11 protein-coding genes are annotated in these 19,393 nt (G+C 33.2%); 5 read left to right on the top strand and 6 right to left on the bottom strand.

All coding sequences use genetic code 11. From position 1 onward, the window contains the following. Nucleotides 1–38 precede the first annotated feature (38 nt). Nucleotides 39–929 (top strand): HU domain-containing protein, encoded by an 891-nt coding sequence (locus tag AC3VJB_RS12235; RefSeq protein ID WP_253679283.1) that lies wholly within the window; start codon nt 39–41, stop codon nt 927–929. A gap of 59 nt (nt 930–988) precedes the next feature. Beyond that, a complete protein-coding gene (locus AC3VJB_RS12230; RefSeq protein WP_047788033.1) occupies nt 989–1,501 on the top strand; it encodes an acyl-CoA thioesterase in 513 nt (170 codons plus the stop codon). A gap of 6 nt (nt 1,502–1,507) precedes the next feature. Here the strand turns inward: AC3VJB_RS12230 and AC3VJB_RS12225 are convergent, their stop codons facing one another. From AC3VJB_RS12225 to AC3VJB_RS12200, 6 genes are read right to left on the bottom strand one after another with little or no spacing between them, the layout of a single operon-like run. Next, complete coding sequence (locus AC3VJB_RS12225; RefSeq protein WP_047788032.1) at nt 1,508–2,542, bottom strand: AI-2E family transporter; 1,035 nt, start codon at nt 2,540–2,542, stop codon at nt 1,508–1,510. Nucleotides 2,543–2,596: 54 nt separating this feature from the next. Beyond that, nucleotides 2,597–3,814 (bottom strand): murein hydrolase activator EnvC family protein, encoded by a 1,218-nt coding sequence (locus AC3VJB_RS12220; protein ID WP_172644825.1) that lies wholly within the window; start codon nt 3,812–3,814, stop codon nt 2,597–2,599. Nucleotides 3,815–3,816: 2 nt separating this feature from the next. After that, nucleotides 3,817–4,584 (bottom strand): lipoprotein insertase outer membrane protein LolB1, encoded by a 768-nt coding sequence (lolB1, locus tag AC3VJB_RS12215; protein ID WP_047788031.1) that lies wholly within the window; start codon nt 4,582–4,584, stop codon nt 3,817–3,819. Nucleotides 4,585–4,604: 20 nt separating this feature from the next. Next, the gene (locus tag AC3VJB_RS12210; RefSeq protein WP_497667197.1) at nt 4,605–5,603 is read right to left on the bottom strand and encodes a tetratricopeptide repeat protein; all 999 of its coding nucleotides are present in this window, start codon (nt 5,601–5,603) and stop codon (nt 4,605–4,607) included. After that, entirely contained in the window at nt 5,581–6,597 is a 1,017-nt protein-coding gene (locus tag AC3VJB_RS12205) for a sugar phosphate nucleotidyltransferase (protein ID WP_125343892.1), read from the bottom strand. Before AC3VJB_RS12205 ends, AC3VJB_RS12210 begins: the two co-directional genes overlap by 23 nt. A gap of 57 nt (nt 6,598–6,654) precedes the next feature. Next, complete coding sequence (locus AC3VJB_RS12200; protein WP_497667196.1) at nt 6,655–8,316, bottom strand: ABC transporter ATP-binding protein; 1,662 nt, start codon at nt 8,314–8,316, stop codon at nt 6,655–6,657. A 305-nt stretch (nt 8,317–8,621) separates the two neighbouring features. On the opposite strand from AC3VJB_RS12200, the gene AC3VJB_RS12195 reads away from it, so the two are divergent. The 3 genes from AC3VJB_RS12195 to AC3VJB_RS12185 all read left to right on the top strand — a co-directional run bounded on the left by AC3VJB_RS12195 (nt 8,622) and on the right by AC3VJB_RS12185 (nt 19,362). Continuing rightward, nucleotides 8,622–11,318, top strand: a complete 2,697-nt coding sequence (locus AC3VJB_RS12195; protein WP_497667195.1) for a GEVED domain-containing protein — start codon at nt 8,622–8,624, stop codon at nt 11,316–11,318. A 67-nt stretch (nt 11,319–11,385) separates the two neighbouring features. Continuing rightward, entirely contained in the window at nt 11,386–14,874 is a 3,489-nt protein-coding gene (locus AC3VJB_RS12190) for a M4 family metallopeptidase (protein ID WP_437823541.1), read from the top strand. A 240-nt stretch (nt 14,875–15,114) separates the two neighbouring features. Further along, nucleotides 15,115–19,362 (top strand): GEVED domain-containing protein, encoded by a 4,248-nt coding sequence (locus AC3VJB_RS12185; protein ID WP_497667194.1) that lies wholly within the window; start codon nt 15,115–15,117, stop codon nt 19,360–19,362. The last annotated feature ends 31 nt before the right edge of the window (nt 19,363–19,393 follow it).

The raw sequence follows: 19,393 nt of genomic DNA, 5'->3' as shown, positions 1-19,393 counted from the left end.
ACTTGAAAGTAATTCACTAAAAAACTATATTTGTTATTATGACATTAGCCAACTACATTAACGATTTATTATATAGATACGATTGCGTAATTGTTCCTAATTTTGGAGGATTTGTAACCAATAAAATTGGTGCTAGAGTAAATACAACTACTCACACTTTTTATCCGCCAAAAAAACAACTCACGTTTAATGCATATTTACAGCATAATGACGGTTTATTGGCAAATTATATAGCTTCGAGTAAAAATATTTCTTTTGAAGAAGCTACTGCTTTTATAGCAGAGGAAGTTGCACAATGGAAAGAAAAGTTAGCAACAACAACTGTTACTGTTGCTTCTGTAGGAAGCTTGTCATTAAACGAGGCAAAACAAATTATTTTTGAACCAAATACATCAAGTAACTTTTTAAAAGAATCTTTTGGATTAGCTGAGGTTTCAACACCTTCTGTAGAAAGAGTAAAAGAAGTAACAATTAAGTCATTACCTACTACTAAAGAAAACAGAAAAACAATTCCGTTGTATTTAAAAAGGACTGCCGCTGCAGCTGTTTTTGTAGGAATTGCCTATGTGGGTTGGAATGGTGTTCAAAATCAACAACAAGTATTAGCAAATCAAGAAGAAGCTGTTGAGAAGAAAATTCAATCAGCAACTTTTGTAATAGAGAATCCGTTACCAACAATTAACTTAAACGTTAGTAAAGAAGATAGAAACTTTCATATCATAGCTGGAGCTTTTCAAGAAGAGCATAATGCTGAAAACAAATTAACAGAGTTAGAAGATAAGGGCTATGATGCTTCTATTGTTGGAAAGAACAGATTAGGCTTAACTCAAGTAGCTTTTGCTAGCTATGCAACTAAAGAAGAAGCTAGAAAAGCTCTAGAAATTATTAAAGAATCTGTTAGCGAAGACGCTTGGTTGTTGGTTAAATAAACTACATTTATTTTAGGTAGATTTTTTTGTTGCTGTATCTTTGCATCAAAATTTAATTGATGAGAGCAAAATCACCAAGAGAATCGTTAACTGTACTTACCGATTTAGTTTTACCAGGAGAAACAAATTATTTAGATAACCTTTTTGGAGGAGAGTTATTAGCTCGTATGGATAGAGCTTGTAGTATTGCTGCACGCCGTCATTCGAGAAGAATTGTAGTAACAGCCTCTGTAAATCACGTAGCCTTTACCAAATCGGTACCTGTAGGAAGTGTGGTTACTTTAGAAGCAAAGGTTTCACGTGCTTTTAAATCGTCAATGGAGATTTATGTAGATGTTTGGATTGAAGATCGTCAATCGGGTGAAAAAACGAAGGTAAATGAAGGAATTTATACGTTTGTTGCTGTTGATGAAACAGGAAAACCAGTACCAATTCCTCAAATTGAACCAGAAACCGAATTAGAGAAACAACGTTATGAAGCTGCATTACGTAGAAAGCAATTAAGCTTAGTTTTAGCAGGTAAAATGGATCCTAAGGAGGCTTTGGAGTTGAAATCTATTTTTATGGATTAAAATCGTTTATATGTCATCAACATTGCCATTTTCTGATAGAAAGATGGCAATGTTTTTTGTTTTTTCAAACTGAGAGAAAATAATAATCATAATTACTGTAATTGGTACCGATAATATCATACCAGTTATTCCCCAAATTTCTCCCCAAACAGCTAAAGAAAGTATTGTTACAAGTGGGCTTAAGTTTAGCGACCTTCCAAAAACTTTTGGTTCTACAACATTACCAACAATAACTTGAACGGCTCCTACTGCTATAGCAACAATTAAAAAAGGAGCAAACTCTCCAAATTGTATTAGGCAAAAAATAGCAGGAAAAGCTGTAGCTACCAATGAACCAATAGTTGGTATATAATTTAAAAGGAAGATTAAGAAAGCCCAAAAAGGAGCGCCATCTACTCCAACCATTAATAAAATAAAGTAGCTTAAAACACCTGTTAGTAGGCTTACATATGTTTTTAATCGTAAGTAATTAGAAATAGAGGTTTCTACTTTTTTTAAAATTGCTTGAAAACCTTTTGAATTCTCTGAGGTATCTAAAAAAACCTTTTGTAACTTTTTTTTAAAGTTACTTTCCTCTAAAAAGATAAATAAAGCATAAATTATTATCATAAAGGTATCACCGAGCAAGCTGCTGATTCCGTTCGCGATATCACCTAAAAAAGAGCCATAGTCAAAATCTCCAATAACAGATTTAAGTGATGTAACAATATCTATATGAAAGTAAGCATTAAAACGCTTTATAATAGCATCAATATTTGGTTCATATTTTGAATATGATGTGGTTAAGTTTGAAATACTATTTGTTATAATTTCAGAAATAAAACCAAAACCAAGTATAATTAATGTAAATACAAAAACATTACTTAACCAAAATGGAATAAATCGTTTTGCAAAAGGTATTCTATATATTGTTTTTCGGATTTCACGTGTTAAAAACCAAAAAATAATAGCAAAAATAAAAGGAATTAAAATCCCTTTGCCAATGACTAATGTTGCAATAATTGCTACAGTTACAATAATAAAGTTTGATGCGTTTTTCACACGTTTAAATTTGGTTACAATTTAAAAATAAAATTTATAACTGTTTTAATGGTGTTAAGAACGAATCCATTGTGCAGGGTTCAATCGGTTTCGGTCTTTATACAACATAAAACTAAGTTGTGTTTTACCTGTTACTTTGTTAGTGAATACTTTTCCTAGTTTGTCGCCAGTTTTAACAGCATCACCTTTTTTTACATAAACTTCTTTTAACTTATTGTATGCAGAAATATAGTTACCATGTTGTACTAAAACTGATTTTCTTCCATCAGGATGTAATTGAATAACTAAAACTTTTCCGTTAAAAATACTCTTTACATCGGTATTTGCTTTGGTTGCAATGTATAACCCGTGGCTATTGATAGTAATTCCAGGAAATGTAGGGTGTGGTTGAACTCCATATTTTCGTGTAATAACACCTTTAACAGGCCAAGGTAAATTACCTCTATTTTGCTCAAAGTTAGCAAGTAAAGCTTTTTCTTCGGCATTTAAAATAAAACCAGAGCTTTTGGTTTTACCTTTTGTAGTTTTTTTGCCTTTGTTTGCTTTAGCAATAGCATCTCTAATTAACTTATCAATTCTGGCAGCAATTCTTTTTTCTTCTCGTTGTTTTTTCTGTAAATCGCTTTTGTATTTTTTCTCTTCTTTTTTAATTTTAGAGATGAGTTTTTCTTGGTTTTTCTTATCGTCTTCAATTTCTTTTTTCTGACTTTTCTCGTCAGAAAGTAACGCTTCTTTTGATTTTTTTTGCGCAGTTAACGAGTCGTTTAGTTGTTCTACTTCTTTCGCTTTAACTATAATTTCTTCTCCTTGTTTTTTTCTGTAGTCTTTATATTGTTGCATGTATTTTAATCTCTTATAAGCTTGATAAAAGCTTTCTGAAGACAATAAAAACATGGTTTTACTTTGTTGCGATTTACTTTTGTAAGATTTAACGACCATATCTCGATAGTCATTTTTTAATTTTTCTAGCTCGTCATTATATTTTTTTAATTGCTGCTCGTTTGTATTGATTTCTTGAGAAAGTAATTTTGTCTCTAACTCAATAGTTTCAATTAAACGCTCTCTAACACTTATTTTTTGATTTAAGTCTTTTAAATCGTCTAAAGCACTAGTCTTTTTTTTCTTTGTTGTGAACAAAAGATTATTAACTAGCTCTATTTCATTTTTAAGTTTCTTTCGCCTATTTTCAAGCTCTTTCCTACTTTGAGCAAAAGAAGAAATTCCTACAAAAAATAGGCATAAAAAAGAGATGTAAAAAACAGGGTACTTCATAATTATAATTGAATTTCTTTATAACCGTTAGGGATATTAAAACTTACATTTAACTTAGTGTTATATTCTACTGAACGAGTTGTAATATCAATAATAGTAAACTTATTTTTTTCTTTAGCTCTTATGTTAATTTTTTCAGGAAAAAAGGTAGTGTTTTTCTTATGATATTTTGGATAACTAATGTCTAAACGTTGGTCTTTTAACGAGTTTACTATTAATTGCTTGTTTAGTTTAAAGTGTTTAGGGTTTACATAAAAAAATAAGTCGAATAAAGTAGGTTGTTTTTTAGGAGACAATTGATATGATTTTTCTTGAATTTGAACTTCTTGACGTTCAGATTTTACATCCATCAACGCCTCACCTAATAACATGCTTTGTAACTGTTTAAAATTAATATCGGTTCCTAATAATTTTTTTAGCATCATAAAATCTCCATCAAAGTAGCTTTTTTCATATGGAGAGTAAAATTGCACTTTGGTAGGAGTGATTTTAGCTTTAAAAATAGAGATGATTTTGGTTCCTTTCAACCAAATAACTTCGTCTTTTTTAATCTTCATTCTTACTGAAAAGCCTAAACTTTCTTTATTGTTTTTGTAATTAACTTTTAAACGAGCATCTACCGTTTTTTTGTCAAAATTTGAGGCAATGTGTTTTTTAGCTACTTTGCGTGCCGATAATTCTTTAATAACGACATCACCAGTAACGTTTTTGGTAGATTTACATGAAGTTAAACCTAAAAATAATATAAGTAATAAAGTGGTGTATTTCATAAATTTTATACTAACGAAACCTATTTTAAAATCTTTTCAGCTTTGTTTTTATAAGAATTGGCTTTTTTAATATCATTCAATCCTTGGTAAGCTTTAGATATTTCTAAGTAAAATTTAGCTTCTATTTCATTATTGTCAATAACAAAATCAATGCCGTTCTGTAAGGTTTCTATTGCTTTTTTATAATCTTTATTGTTATTAAACGCTTTTCCGTTCATTAAATATACAAAAGGTTGCGCAGGAAAAAGAACTAAACCTTGTTCACTGTATTTTAATAAGTCAGTATCATTGTTTGCGGCCAACTTATCTAGTAACGTTTTTAAATTGGTATAAGATTTTTCTTTTTCAAAAAGTGATTTTGGATCAAGGTTTTCAGTGATTTTTTTTGGTTGTGCCTCGGTTGTTTTTCGAGCATTTATTTTTCTTTCAATAGAGCGAAGTCTGGCATTTAATAACTTAGCTTCTTTTAACTCTGTTAATACTTTTTTAGCAGAGGTAACATCTTTGTTTTGGAGATGTAAGAAAACAAGTAACTGTTTTTTCTTTGGGTTTGTTGTAGCTATTTTTTGTTGCGTAATAATAGCGTCCTCAAAATCAGCTAACTTTCTTAAAATAAAAACTTTGTGTTCAAGCATCCAAACATTATTAGGTTCTATTTCTAAAGCTAAATCAATATAAGATAGGGCTTCAGGGTTTCTACCTAATTTTTCATAGTTTTTAGAAAGTTCAAATAAAACAGCTTTATTATTTGGAAGTATTCTGTTACACTCTTCTAAATTTTGTATAGCTTTTTGGTAATTAAAAATAGCTTTGTTTGAAAGCGCTTTAAAAAAATATTGTTGAAATTCAATATTGTTTTTTTCAGCAATGTTAATTGATGCTGGAATGCTATCTTGAGCGTTTAGAAAGTATGAAAAGAAGAGAAAGAAAAAAGACAGTATTGCTTTAGAAAAAAACTTTTTTTCTCTCTTCTCTCTTCTCTTTTCTATTGAGTTTTTATGTAAGTTCTGTATAATCACCTATACTTACCGATGTATAATTAGCATTGTATTTTGCATGGTTACCAACCATAGCATTATCTAAATTGGCATTTGAAATATGCACGTTTGTTTGAATTAAAGAGTTAGTAATTGTTGAGTTTTCAACAACACTGTTTTCACCAATTGAAACAAAAGGACCTATTTTGGTGTTTTTTAACACTACATTTTTTCCAACATAACAAGGTTGAATAATTTCAGCGTTCTCTAATACAACGTCTTCAGATACTAAATTGTTGCCGTCTGCTTGTTCAAAGCCTAAAACTTGTTTGTTGGTATCTACTGTAGGGTCTTTCTTACCGCAATCCATCCAAGTATTTACTTTTCCAGGAATAAACTTGGCTCCTTTTACTTTTAAAGCTTCTAGAGCTTCTGTTAGTTGATATTCACCAGAAGGTCTGATATCATTATCAATTAAATATTTTATCTCTTCTAATAATTTATCAGCATCTTTAAAATAATAAATACCAATAATTGCTAAATCAGAGACAAATTCTTTTGGTTTTTCAACAAAATCAGTAATAAATCCGTCTTTTAATTTTACTACACCAAAAGCACTTGGATCTTCGACTTGCTTCACCCAAATAGCCCCATCAGCGTTAGCATCTAATGTAAAATCAGCCTTAAATAACGTATCAGCAAAAGCTACTACGCAAGAACCACCTAATGATTCTTTAGCACAATAAATAGCGTGAGCAGTTCCTAATGCTTCTTCTTGCACGTATACAGAACCCTTTGCACCTAAGTTTTCTGCTATTTTTATTAATTTATCTTTTGTATCTGCAGGAAACCCTTTAGCAGCAGGTCCAATTATAAAAGCAATTTCCTCTATAGGTTGATCTACAACAGAAGTGATATCTTCCACTAATCGTTGTACAATTGATTTACCAGCAATAACTGTTAATGGCTTAGGAGTTGTTAATGTATGAGGTCTTAAACGAGACCCAATTCCTGCCATTGGTACTATAATCTTCATATTCTTTCTTTTCGTTTTTAACGGTGCAATATACCATTAATAACGCAGTGAAAAAAGTTACAGCCCTTTTGGGATGGCTTCTATTAAAGTTTGGGTGTATTTTGTCTTTGGATGTTGGTAAATTTCGTCAGCATCAGCTATTTCTTCAATTCTACCCTTGTTCATTACAACTAATTGATCTGCCATGTATTTTACCACAGATAAATCATGAGAAATAAATATATAAGTAAAATTAAATTCTGTTTTTAATTGATTCAATAAGTTTAATACTTGTGCTTGCACTGATACATCGAGTGCAGAAACCGATTCGTCACAAATAATTAGTTTTGGTTGTAGAGCTATAGCACGAGCAATTCCTATACGTTGGCGCTGTCCGCCAGAAAATTCATGTGGGTAACGATTAAAGTGAGTTGCTTCTAAACCTACTTTTTCTAATAGGTTGCAGACATATTCTTTTCGCTCTTTATTAGAATTTAAAATGTTATGAACTTTCATCGGTTCTAAAATAGCATCACCAACAGTAATTCTTGGATTCAATGAAGAAAACGGATCTTGAAATATAATCTGAATTTCTTTTCGAAGTTTTTTAAAGTCTTTTCTCGAGAGTTTAGTAATATCTTTTCCGTTATATAGAATACTTCCCGAAGTGGCTTTTTCTAGTTGTAAAATAGTCCTACTTAAAGTGGTTTTTCCACAACCACTTTCTCCTACTAGTCCTAAAGTTTCACCTTTATAAATCTTAAAAGAAACGTCATTGACGGCTTTTACAACAGTTGGTTTTGAAAACCATGAAGCATTGCTGATAAAATCTTTATGCAAATCAATAATTTCTAACAACGGAGGTTTATTATATATTGTTTGATGAAAAGCAGTGCGCTCCTCATTTGTATACACTGTAGAGTTTATAGTTTCATTAATAAAATCGTTAACTGTAGGTAAAGTTTTTAATCGTTTTTCTGTATTTGGTTTTGAGTTGATTAAAGCTTTTGTATAACTTTCTTTTGGGTGTAAAAAAACATGATTAGCACTTCCCTTTTCTACTATTTTTCCTTTATGCATTACCACAACAGAATCTGTAATTTCAGAAACCAATGCTAAATCGTGTGAAATAAAAATAATTCCCATTTCAAACTCTTGTTGTAGTTCTTTCAAAAGTAAAATAATTTCTTTTTGTACGGTTACATCCAATGCTGTTGTAGGCTCATCAGCAATAAGTAATTGTGGCTTGCAGGCAATTGCCATAGCAATCATCACACGTTGCTTTTGCCCGCCACTTATTTGATGAGGATACGAATCGTAAATAGTTTCAGGTCTGGGAAGTTTTACCTTTGAGAATAAGGAAATAACTTCCTCCTTAATTTCTTGATTAGATAATTGTGTATGCTGTTGTAGCATTTCAGCAACTTGAACACCACAAGTTAATGTAGGGTTCAGAGAACTCATAGGTTCTTGAAAAATCATGGCTATTTGGTTACCACGTATTTTTTGAAAATCTTGCTCATTAAAACCCAACAAAGATTGTTTGTTAAAAAGTATCTCCCCTTTTATGGAAGCAGTTTTAGGAAGTAATCCTAAAATAGCTAAAGAACTTATTGATTTTCCACTACCGCTTTCACCAACAATTCCTAGTATTTTGTTTTTTTGAAGGCTAAAAGAAACTTGTTGAACTATGGGTAGAGAGTTTTTAAAGGATATTTCTAAATCTTTAACTTGAAGCATTAATTATAAATTTTAATAAAAATACGATTAATATTTCCATTTTCTTTCCTTGAAAGAAGATTTTGCTATAACTGTTTGATAGTGAGTAATAATAAAAAACTTTCTCTATATCCTATAAAACCTAGTGTTTAATTGGTGTAAAACAATGTTTTTGTTTTGTAAAGTGAATATAAACAGTTAATTAACTATTTTAAATTTATATTTTTTTATCTTTTTTTATATATTTGTCAATGTTTTAACAAATAATTAAGAGTCGAAATAAAAAAGCTCTTAAATTTTATTAACTCAATTAAAAACCCTTCAAAATGAAAAACAAAATTACTCTAGCACTTATGTGCTTATTTTTTGTTGGTGCTTTGTATGCCCAAGAAAAAAGAAACTGCCACTCAATGGAAAACCTTGAGTACAGACAATCCCTCAATCCTTCTTTAAAAAGTAAAATGCAAGAAATAGAATCCTTTACCCAGAGGAGACTAGCTGAAAAGAAGAATCAACAAGGAAAAATAGTAGGAAATATAATTCAAATTCCTGTAGTTGTCCATGTAATTTATAACAATTCTCAAGAGAATATTAGTGTGGCACAAATTCAATCACAAATGGATGTTTTAAATGAAGACTTCAGAAGAACTAATTCAGATAAAACAAACAAATGGTCACAAGCAGCAGATACAGAAATAGAGTTTTATTTAGCTCAAGTTGATCCTAATGGTAATCCAACAAATGGAATAACAAGAAAGTCTTCTACTAGAACTTCATGGGGAACTAATGATGCAATGAAAAAATCTTCACAAGGAGGAGTAGATCCATGGGATACTTCTGAGTATCTTAATATGTGGGTATGTAATATTGGTGGTGGAATTTTAGGATATGCACAGTTTCCAGGAGGTAGTGCATCTACCGATGGAGTTGTAATGAGTCCACAATATTTTGGTAGTTCAGATAAAGGATCAGGTTTTTACTTATCAGCTCCTTTTGACAAAGGAAGAACAACTACGCATGAAGTAGGTCACTTTTTAAACCTAAGACATATTTGGGGTGATGGAGGCTGTGGTGTTGATGATTTTGTTTCTGATACTCCAGAGTCTGACGCTGCAAATTATGGATGCTCAACAGGACACACATCTTGTGGTTCAGAGGATATGGTTGAAAATTATATGGATTACTCAGATGACTCTTGTATGAATTTATATACACTTGGACAAAAAAACAGGATGCGTGCTGTTTTAGAATCTGGTGGCGTACGTAGGAGCTTAGCATTATCTGATAAAACAGGAGGTTCTACTTCATGTACAGCAACTGTACCAACAGGAGTAACAGTATCTGGTGTAACTTCATCTGAAGCATCAGTTTCTTGGACAGTAGTTTCAGGAGCTACTTATGATGTAAGATACCGCCAAACAGGAACATCATCTTGGACAACTAATGCAGTTTCAGGAACATCAACATCTTTAAGCGGATTATCAGCTTTAACTCAATATGAAGTACAGGTGCGTAGTAAGTGTTCTGATGGATCAAACTCAGCGTATAGTGCATCTTCAACTTTTACTACTCCTGAAGTTACACTTTCTTATTGCTCCTCAAAAGGAAACAGTGTTTCTGATGAGTATATTGGAAGAGTACAATTAGGAACTATTGATAATAGCACAGGAGGAGGAAATGGATATTCAGATCATACAGCCATTTCAACAAATTTAGCAAAAGGAACTTCTCATACAATTACTATTACACCAATTTGGACAGGAACAGTGTACAATGAAGGATATGGTATTTGGATAGATTATAACCAAGATGGTGATTTTGCTGATGCCGGAGAAACAGTTTGGACAAAGGCACCATCAAAAGACACACCAGTTAGTACATCTTTTACAGTGCCAGCTACAGCTACAGATGGAGCAACAAGAATGCGTATAGTTTTAAAATATAATGCAACTCCAACGGCATGTGAAGCTTCATTTTCTTACGGTGAAGTAGAAGATTATACAGTAGTAATAGGAGCAGGAACAGCAGATACAACAGCACCAACTGTACCAACAAACTTAGCAGCTTCTAGTGTAACACAAACATCATTAACACTAAATTGGTCTGCTTCAACAGATAACGTTGGGGTAACAGGTTATGATGTTTATCAAGGAACAACAAACATAGGATCTGTAACAGCAACTACAATGAATGTAACAGGATTATCAGCTGCTACTGCCTATACTTTCTCAGTAAGAGCAAAAGATGCAGCAGGAAATGCTTCTGCTTCTAGTAGTGCAATAAACGTAACAACTTTATCAAACTCCGTTTCATACTGTGACTCAAAAGGAAATAATTCTTCGTATGAGTGGATTGATAACGTTGAGTTAGGAGGAATGACGAATGCAACTGGAAATAATGGAGGGTATGCAGACTTTACCTCTAAAACAGCAACATTGGCAGTTGGAAGTTCAAACCAAATGACTGTTAGCGCAGGATTTAATAGCTCTTCATATACAGAACATTGGGCTGTTTGGATTGATTTTAATCAAAACGGAACATTTGAGAACAGTGAAAAAGTCGTAACAGGATCTTCATCAAGTGCTAATAACTTAACATCTACGGTTGATGTTCCTGCAGGAGCCGCTTTAGGAACAACAAGAATGCGTGTTTCTATGAAGTATAACTCTGCTCAAACAGCGTGTGAAACATTTACTTATGGAGAAGTTGAAGACTACACTGTAAATATTGTTTCTAGTACAAGACAAAACCATTCAGCTAGTGTGAGTGGAGAAAGATTGGGCAATGAAAACAGTTTAGACTTCATGGCTTACCCTAATCCAGCAGTAGACTTTATACAAGTAAAATTAGCTTCTAGGGCTGATAATATGACTTATAAAATTGTAAATACAATTGGTAGAGTAATGAAATCAGGTCGTTTAAATTCATCAAATATCGACGTTTCTAAACTAAATACAGGTATGTATATCTTAGAAGTTAATGATGGTCAAAAACTACTAACTACTAAGGTATTTAAAAAATAAATCTTACAAAAGCCTGAGTTATTTCTCAGGCTTTTTAATTAAAATCAATTAACTAAACCCTTCAAAAATGAAACACAATTATGCAAGAACTGTGTTTTTATCTGCTTTTCTATTCGCAGGAGTTTATACAATAAATGCCCAAGAAAATAGAGAGTTAAAACACCTTAAGTTCAACAAATCTTCAAAACTGTCTTTACAAAAGGCACCAGATTTAATTAGAAAAAAATTAAAGCTATTTAAAAATGATGGCTTACAAAAAATCCAATCAAATAGAGATGATTTAGGTTTTACACACGAGAAATTTCAACAAAAATTTAAAGGAATAAAAGTAGAATTTGCCACTTATACAGCCCACGCAAAAAATGGTGCTTTAATGAGCATGAATGGTGAGTTTTACGATGTTGGAAAGGTTAATATAAGCCCAAAATTATCCAAAGATCAAGCATTTCGAAAAGCTTTATCACACACAGGAGCAGAAAAGTATTTATGGGAATTTCCTGAAGCAGCTAAAGAAATGGATAATTATGAGAAACCTAAAGGAGAACTATTAATTCTTCCAAGAGAAGTTATAGGGAAAAAAGAAGCAAGGCTAGCTTATAAATTCGACATTTTTGCTACAAAACCGCTAAGCAGAGGGTATTTATACATAGATGCTCATACAGGAGAAACGTTATTTTATAACGCTATAATTAAGCATGCAGATAAATTTGGTCATGTAGGAGAGCTTACTAAGCATGCTAAAAAAAGTAAAAAAGTAGCAGAAGCTATTACTACCACATTAGCATCAGGTACTGCACAAACTCGTTACAGCGGAACTAGAACAATAGAAACATCACTAAGTGGAGGTAACTACATTTTAAGTGACTCCGGAAGAAAAATCCACACAAGAGATGCAAAAAACCAAGCTCCAGGTTCTACTTATCCCTATGTTACAAATTATGACCAGTTTACTGATAATGATAATAATTGGACTACAGCTGAACATAGTGCAAATAAAGATGATGCAGCCTTAGATGCTCATTGGGGAGCTATAATGACATATGAGTACTTTTTACAAAAACACAATAGAAATAGCTATGACAACAGTGGAGCTCAAATTAGAAGTTATGTACATGTTGATACTAACTATGATAATGCCTTTTGGAATGGTTCTGTAATGTCTTATGGAGACGGTTCTTCTAATGGGCAGGAAGGAAACGGAAACTTTGATGCTTTAACTTCTATTGATGTAGCTGCTCATGAAATAGGACATGCCGTTTGTACTTATACAGCAAACTTAGCATATCAAAGAGAGTCAGGAGCTTTAAACGAAGCTTTTTCAGATATTTGGGGAGCAGCTGTTGAACATTTTGCAAAAGGAAATGGAAATGATTTAAACCCAGACCTTTCAGTTTGGTTAATAGGAGACGAAATAGACAGACGTAGTGGTTCTGCTGCTTTACGTTCTATGAACGATCCAAAATCACAAGGGCAACCAGATACTTACGGAGGAACTTATTGGAAGAACCCAAACTGTGGAACACCTACAAGATTTAATGACTACTGTGGAGTTCATACAAACTCAGGAGTTTTAAATAAATGGTTTTATTTATTAACTGTTGGAGGTTCTGGAACAAATGATGCGTCTGATACATACAATGTTACTGGAATTGGTATGGCAAAAGCTGCAAAAATAGCGTATCGTACCGAAGCTAATTACTTATCAGCTAATTCAACATATGCTGACGCAAGAACAGCAGCAATTCAAGCAGCTACCGATTTATACGGAGCAAACTCTCAAGAAGTAATTTCAACAACAAATGCTTTTTATGCAGTAAATGTAGGAGAAGAATTTGTACAAACTTGTGCTTTAGCAGCACCAACAAACTTAAATTCATCAAATATTGGTGATAATGGATTTACAGTAACTTGGACGGCAGTTTCAGGAGCAGCTTCTTACGATGTAACCATTGGAGGAAATACAACAAATGTAGCAGGAACAACATTTAATGCTACAGGGTTATTAAGCGGAACAGAATATATTGTATCTGTAGCTGCTAAATGTACAGCAGGTGGAACAGGAACACCAGCAACATTAAATGTAACGACAACAGGTACACCACCACTTAATTATTGTTCTTCAAAAGGAAATAGTGTTGCTGATGAATATATAGAAAGAGTTCAATTAGGAAGCATAGATAACACTTCTGATGGAGGTGGAGGATATTCTGATTTCACTACAATTTCAACTGATTTATCTATTGGTGAATCTAATACAATAACTATCACTCCAAAATGGACAGGTACTGTTTACAGTGAAGGTTATGGAGTATGGATTGATTATAATCAAGATGGAGATTTTTCTGATGCTGGAGAAACAGTTTGGACAAAAGCAGCATCGAAAGATACTCCTGTAAGTACATCATTTACAGTGCCAGCTTCAGCAACCGAAGGAACTACTAGAATGAGAATTGTATTAAAATACAATGCTACACCAACGGCTTGTGAAGCAACATTTTCTTATGGTGAAGTAGAAGATTATACAGTTAATATTACAAATGCTACACCAGATACAGAAGCACCAACAGCGCCTTCTTCAGTAACTGCATCTAATATTGAAGAAACAACAGCGACATTAAGTTGGACAGCGTCAACAGATAATGTTGGAGTAACTAGTTACGAGATATTTAATGGAGCTACAAGTGCAGGAACTGTTAGTAGTGGTACATCAATGAACTTAACTGGATTAACTGCAAATACTACATATAACTTTACAGTAAAAGCTAAAGATGCTGCAGGAAATGTTTCAGCAGCAAGTAATACAGCCACTTTTACAACCAAAGATGTATCTGTAGTAGAATATTGTACTTCTCAAGGAAACAATTCTTCTTACGAATGGATCGACAGAGTTTCTATGGGAGGAGTTGATAACACTACAGGAAATGATGGTGGTTATAAAGATTATACAAACTTAACTATGAATGTAGCCCAAGGAGCTAATCGATTATATGTGAGTGCTGGATTTAATAGCTCTTCTTATACCGAGTACTGGAAAGCATGGATTGACTACGATAAAGATGGTATTTTTGAAGATACAGAAGTTGTGTTAAGTGGTTCTTCATCAAGTGCAGGAGATATTTATGAAGACTTTACAATACCATCGAATGTTTCAGGAACTACAAGACTCAGAGTTTCTATGAAGTACAATAGTGCTCAAACGGCATGTGAAACATTTACTTACGGTGAGGTAGAAGATTATACTGTTAACATTTCTTCTGGCTCTTCAGTAACTACAATAGCTGGTTTTGCAGCAAATATTAATGGAGAAGCAATAGGAAATGAAGAAAGTTTAGACTTACTAACATATCCTAATCCAGCAGCAGATTTTGTACAAGTAAAACTAGCTTCAAAAGCAGAAAAAATACATTATAAACTTATAAATACTGTGGGTAAAGTAATAAAAGAAGGTCGTTTAAAATCTTCTAATCTAGACGTTTCAAAATTAAATACTGGAATGTACATTTTAGAAATAAATGACGGACAAAAACTACTTACAACAAAACTGTTTAAAAAGTAAGTTTTAAAAACATTAAAGAAAAACAAAAGTCTGAGTTTTTACTCAGGCTTTTGCTTGTTTTAAATTGTAAATACCATTGAGAATAAAATCTTTGACTTAGCTAGGGGTGGCTGAACTATTAAAGTTGGTTTATAAAGGGTTAAAAAATGAGTCTATTCAAAAAGGTAAGAGACGAAGAAAAGGTAGTATTATAAAAGAGCTAGGAAATAAAAACTTAATTATTTAATTAAATTAATTCAAATGAACAAAAAGTTTAAATTTCTGATTGGAGGACTGTCTGTTGCAGCAATTTCAATTATTGGTTCAGATTATCTTAAAAAGCAAAGTGTTACTGATAAACTGGCCGAACAACGTAAAGTACACAGTACTTTTTTAAAGGAAAGCCCTTTAAATGAATCGTTAAAATGGGGGAAAAAAGAAAGAAAACTTAGAGGGTTACCACCTAATAGGTATTTTGATCAAATGCAATTACTTACCATGAATCCAGCTACAGGAAAAATGGAAGATGGAAGTCTAGCAGGATTGAGAGAAGATCTGTTAAAAAAAAGAGCACAACAAAAAAACCCAGGAGACAATGGAAACTCTTGGACAGAAAGAGGGCCTAATAATGTAGGAGGCCGTACAAGAGTCGTTTTATTTGACCCAAATGATGCTACAAACAATACTGTATATGCTGGTGGAGTAAGTGGTGGTTTATGGAAAAATACAGACATCAGTAATGCGAATTCGCAATGGACAAGAGTACAAAACGTACCAGGAAACTTATCTGTTACGTCTATCACTGTAGATCCAAGAAATTCTAACAGATGGTATGTAGGTACAGGAGAACAATATACAGCAGGAGACGTAGTAGGAAATGGTGTTTATGTAACTACCGATGGTGGTACAACATGGAATGCAGTTAATATACCAGCAGCTGGAGAAGCAATTATTAATCACAATGCAAGTAATGTTTTCTTATCAGGAATTCATTATGTTAACGATGTATTAGCATGGGATAATGGAGCTTCAACAGAATTATTTGTTGCAGTAGGAGCACATGTGTATGGAGATTCTTCTAGTCCTAGAAATTGGTTAGGATTACAGTCTGCAGGGTTGTATCGTTCTACAGATAATGGGGCTACATGGAACAGAATAGAATCTGCTAACATGAAGTATGCTTTTGGAGGAAGAGACTATTATTACATAGCTAATGATTTAGAAGTAAGTGCAAATAATACACTATGGATGGGAACTATTGGTTCTGCTTTAGGTCAAGGCGGAGGTAGAGTGTTTAGCTCTACAAATGGAGGTACTTGGACAGAAGCAGCTGCATCTCCATTAACTGAATCTAATAGAGTAGAAATTGAACCTTCTGCTACCGATGCAAATAAAATTTACGCATTAACACAAGGTACAACAAGTACAGCGCCTGTTCATATTTATAAAACAACCAATGCTTTTTCAACAGCAAGTGCAACATCGTTACCGAATGATGCAGATACTGGAATTGCGGCGAACGATTTTTGTCGTGGACAAGCATTTTATGATTTAGTAATTGAAACAGATCCAACAAATGACAACATAGTATATGTTGGAGGTATTGATTTATTTAAAACGACAAACGGAGGTTCTTCTTGGTCTCAGTTATCACACTGGTATGGAGGTTTTGGTCACCAAAATGTTCACGCAGATCAACATTCAATGGCTTTTGGAAATAATGACTCTTCTAAAATATTATTCGGAAATGATGGAGGAATCTATTATTCAGGAAATGCAGGAAGTACAATTAGTGTAAGAAACAAAGGCTATAATGTAACTCAGTTTGTAAAAGCAGGAATTGGTCCTGATGGCGCAGGAGATGTTAATGGAATTTTTAGTGCGGGTGCTCAAGACAATGGAACACAAGCATTCAGAAATGCAGTAGCAGGAATTAATAGTTCAACTGAATTAAGTGATGGTGATGGGTTCTATACCTTTGTTGATAAAGATGGAGACTATATGATTGCAACCTATGTAAATAATGTAATATATAGGTTTAGCTTACCTTGGAACGGATTAGGTAGACGACAAGGAGGAGCAACAACATTATCAAGCGATCAAAATACGGGAGACTTTGTAAACCCTATGGGATACGATAATGATGCAAACCGTCTATTATCAAACGCTTCAACAAGTTCTGCGAAGTCAATTTTGAGTATTAATGTAGCATCAAATTCAAAAGGAAATATTACAAACGCATTATTAGATGCAAGCCCAACTGCTTTTCAAGCATCTCCTTTTACAAATAATGCATGGTTTGTAGGATTAGCGAATGGTAAACTATTAAAGTTAACGAATGTTACAAATTCTAGTGCTACATGGTCAAATATCAATACACCTTTTGTTGGTTCAGTATCTTCAGTAAGGTTTGGAGCTACAGAAAATGATATTTTCGTAACGATACATAACTATGGAGTAACGAGTGTTTGGGCTACTTCAGATGGAGGAGCAAATTGGGTGAGTAAAGAAGGAAACTTACCAAATATTCCTGTAAGAGATATTTTACAAAATCCATTAGATAGAACAGAAGCTATTTTAGCAACACAATTAGGAGTTTGGTCAACATCTAACTTTAATGATGCAAACCCTAATTGGAATCAAGCGTATAATGGAATGAGCGATGTTAGTGTTACTTCATTTGATTACTGGAACGTAAGTGGAGATCATGTTACTAACAAAGTAATTGCTTCTACTTATGGTAGAGGAGTATTTACAGGCTCATTTACAAGTAATGCAGCTGCCGATACAGAAGCACCTTCTGCTCCAACTAATTTAGCTGCGAGTTCTATAACAGCAACAAGTTTAACATTAAATTGGACAGCATCAACAGATAACGTAGGTGTTACAGGGTATGATGTGTACCAAGGAGCAACTAAAATAGGAAGCTCAACAACAACTTCATATAATGTAACAGGTTTAACAGCAAGTACAGCATATACATTTACTGTAAAAGCAAAAGATGCTGTAGGAAATATTTCAGCAGTGAGTAATACAGCAAATGCTACTACTACAGCAGCAACAATTACGTATTGTACCTCTAAAGGAAATAGCGTTTCAGATGAGTATATTGGGAGAGTTCAGTTAGGAAGTATCGATAATTCTTCAGGAGGAGGAAACGGATACTCTGACCATACTTCAATTTCTACCGATTTAGAAAAAGGAAAATCAAACACAATTACAATTACTCCAAAATGGACAGGAAATAGTTATGACGAGGGGTATGGAGTTTGGATTGATTATAACCAAGATGGAGATTTTTCTGATGCCGGAGAAACGGTTTGGACAAAAGCTAAATCGAAAGATACTCCTGTAAGTACATCATTTACAGTGCCTAGTTCAGCGATGGATGGAACTACAAGAATGAGAATCGTTATGAAGTATAATGCAACACCAACAGTTTGTGAGGCATCATTCTCTTACGGTGAAGTAGAAGATTATACAGTAAATATTACAGCTGCTGTAGCAGATACTCAAGCACCAACTGCACCTAGTAGTTTAGCTTCATCAAACGTTGCACAAACTACACTAACTTTATCTTGGACAGGATCAACAGATAATGTAGGTGTTACAGGATATGATGTATATCAAGGAGCAACTAAGTTAACAACTGTTACAACAACATCTTACAACGTAACAGGATTAACCGCTAATACAGCTTATACATTCTCTGTAAAAGCAACAGATGCAGCAGGGAATATTTCTGCAGCAAGCAATACAGTAAATGTTACTACATTAGATAATGTTGTTACTTATTGTGCTTCAAAAGGAAATAGAGTTACTTATGAATGGATAGATTATGTTTCTTTTGGAGGAATGACCAATACAACTGCTGCAAATGGAGGATATGGTGATTTTACAAACAAAATAGCAACAGTTACTCAAGGAACAACCAATCAAATTATTGTAAGTGCAGGATTTAGTGGTTCTTCATATACTGAGTATTTTACCGTTTGGATTGACTACAACCGTAATGGAACTTTTGAGGCTAGTGAACAAACTTCTTTAGGTTCGTCTGGTACAGCGGCAAACAGATCAGCTAATATCTCTATTCCAGCAGATGCGTTATTAGGACAAACAAGAATGCGAGTTTCTATGAAATATAACGGAGCATCAACAGCTTGTGAAACTTTTGCAGATGGAGAGGTAGAAGATTATACAGTGAATATTGTTAATTCATCATCTTCAGTAGCAGTCTCAGGTACAAGTGATGAGTTTGCTGAACCATTAGATAAAGAAGCAAAATCAAGCTTAACAGCATATCCAAATCCAGCTGTAAGTAATGTTACTGTAAAATTTGGAAGCAACGAAAATGTAAGTTATAAAATAACAAATACCATTGGTAGAGTTGTGTTAACAGGAAAAACAGTTAATGGTACTGTAAATGTTTCTAACTTAAAAACAGGAATATATTTATTAGAAGCAAATGATGGTAAAAAATCAGAAACCATTAAATTAATGAAGAAATAAAAGCATTTCTTTTAATTATAATAAAACCCGA

The organism is Tenacibaculum sp. TB-53, from assembly GCF_059716285.2.
The sequence above is the reverse complement of the archived record's forward strand: the minus strand, read 5'-3'. Positions and strand labels throughout refer to the sequence as shown.

Excerpts from the sequence above, each read along its gene's own strand:
- AC3VJB_RS12185 (WP_497667194.1), top strand. The coding sequence starts at position 15,115 with ATGAACAAAAAGTTTAAATTTCTGATTGGAGGACTGTCTGTTGCAGCA.
- AC3VJB_RS12235 (WP_253679283.1), top strand. The coding sequence starts at position 39 with ATGACATTAGCCAACTACATTAACGATTTATTATATAGATACGATTGC.
- AC3VJB_RS12230 (WP_047788033.1), top strand. The coding sequence starts at position 989 with ATGAGAGCAAAATCACCAAGAGAATCGTTAACTGTACTTACCGATTTA.
- AC3VJB_RS12205 (WP_125343892.1), bottom strand. The coding sequence starts at position 6,597 with ATGAAGATTATAGTACCAATGGCAGGAATTGGGTCTCGTTTAAGACCT.
- lolB1 (WP_047788031.1), bottom strand. The coding sequence starts at position 4,584 with ATGAAATACACCACTTTATTACTTATATTATTTTTAGGTTTAACTTCA.
- AC3VJB_RS12220 (WP_172644825.1), bottom strand. The coding sequence starts at position 3,814 with ATGAAGTACCCTGTTTTTTACATCTCTTTTTTATGCCTATTTTTTGTA.
- AC3VJB_RS12200 (WP_497667196.1), bottom strand. The coding sequence starts at position 8,316 with ATGCTTCAAGTTAAAGATTTAGAAATATCCTTTAAAAACTCTCTACCC.
- AC3VJB_RS12195 (WP_497667195.1), top strand. The coding sequence starts at position 8,622 with ATGAAAAACAAAATTACTCTAGCACTTATGTGCTTATTTTTTGTTGGT.
- AC3VJB_RS12190 (WP_437823541.1), top strand. The coding sequence starts at position 11,386 with ATGAAACACAATTATGCAAGAACTGTGTTTTTATCTGCTTTTCTATTC.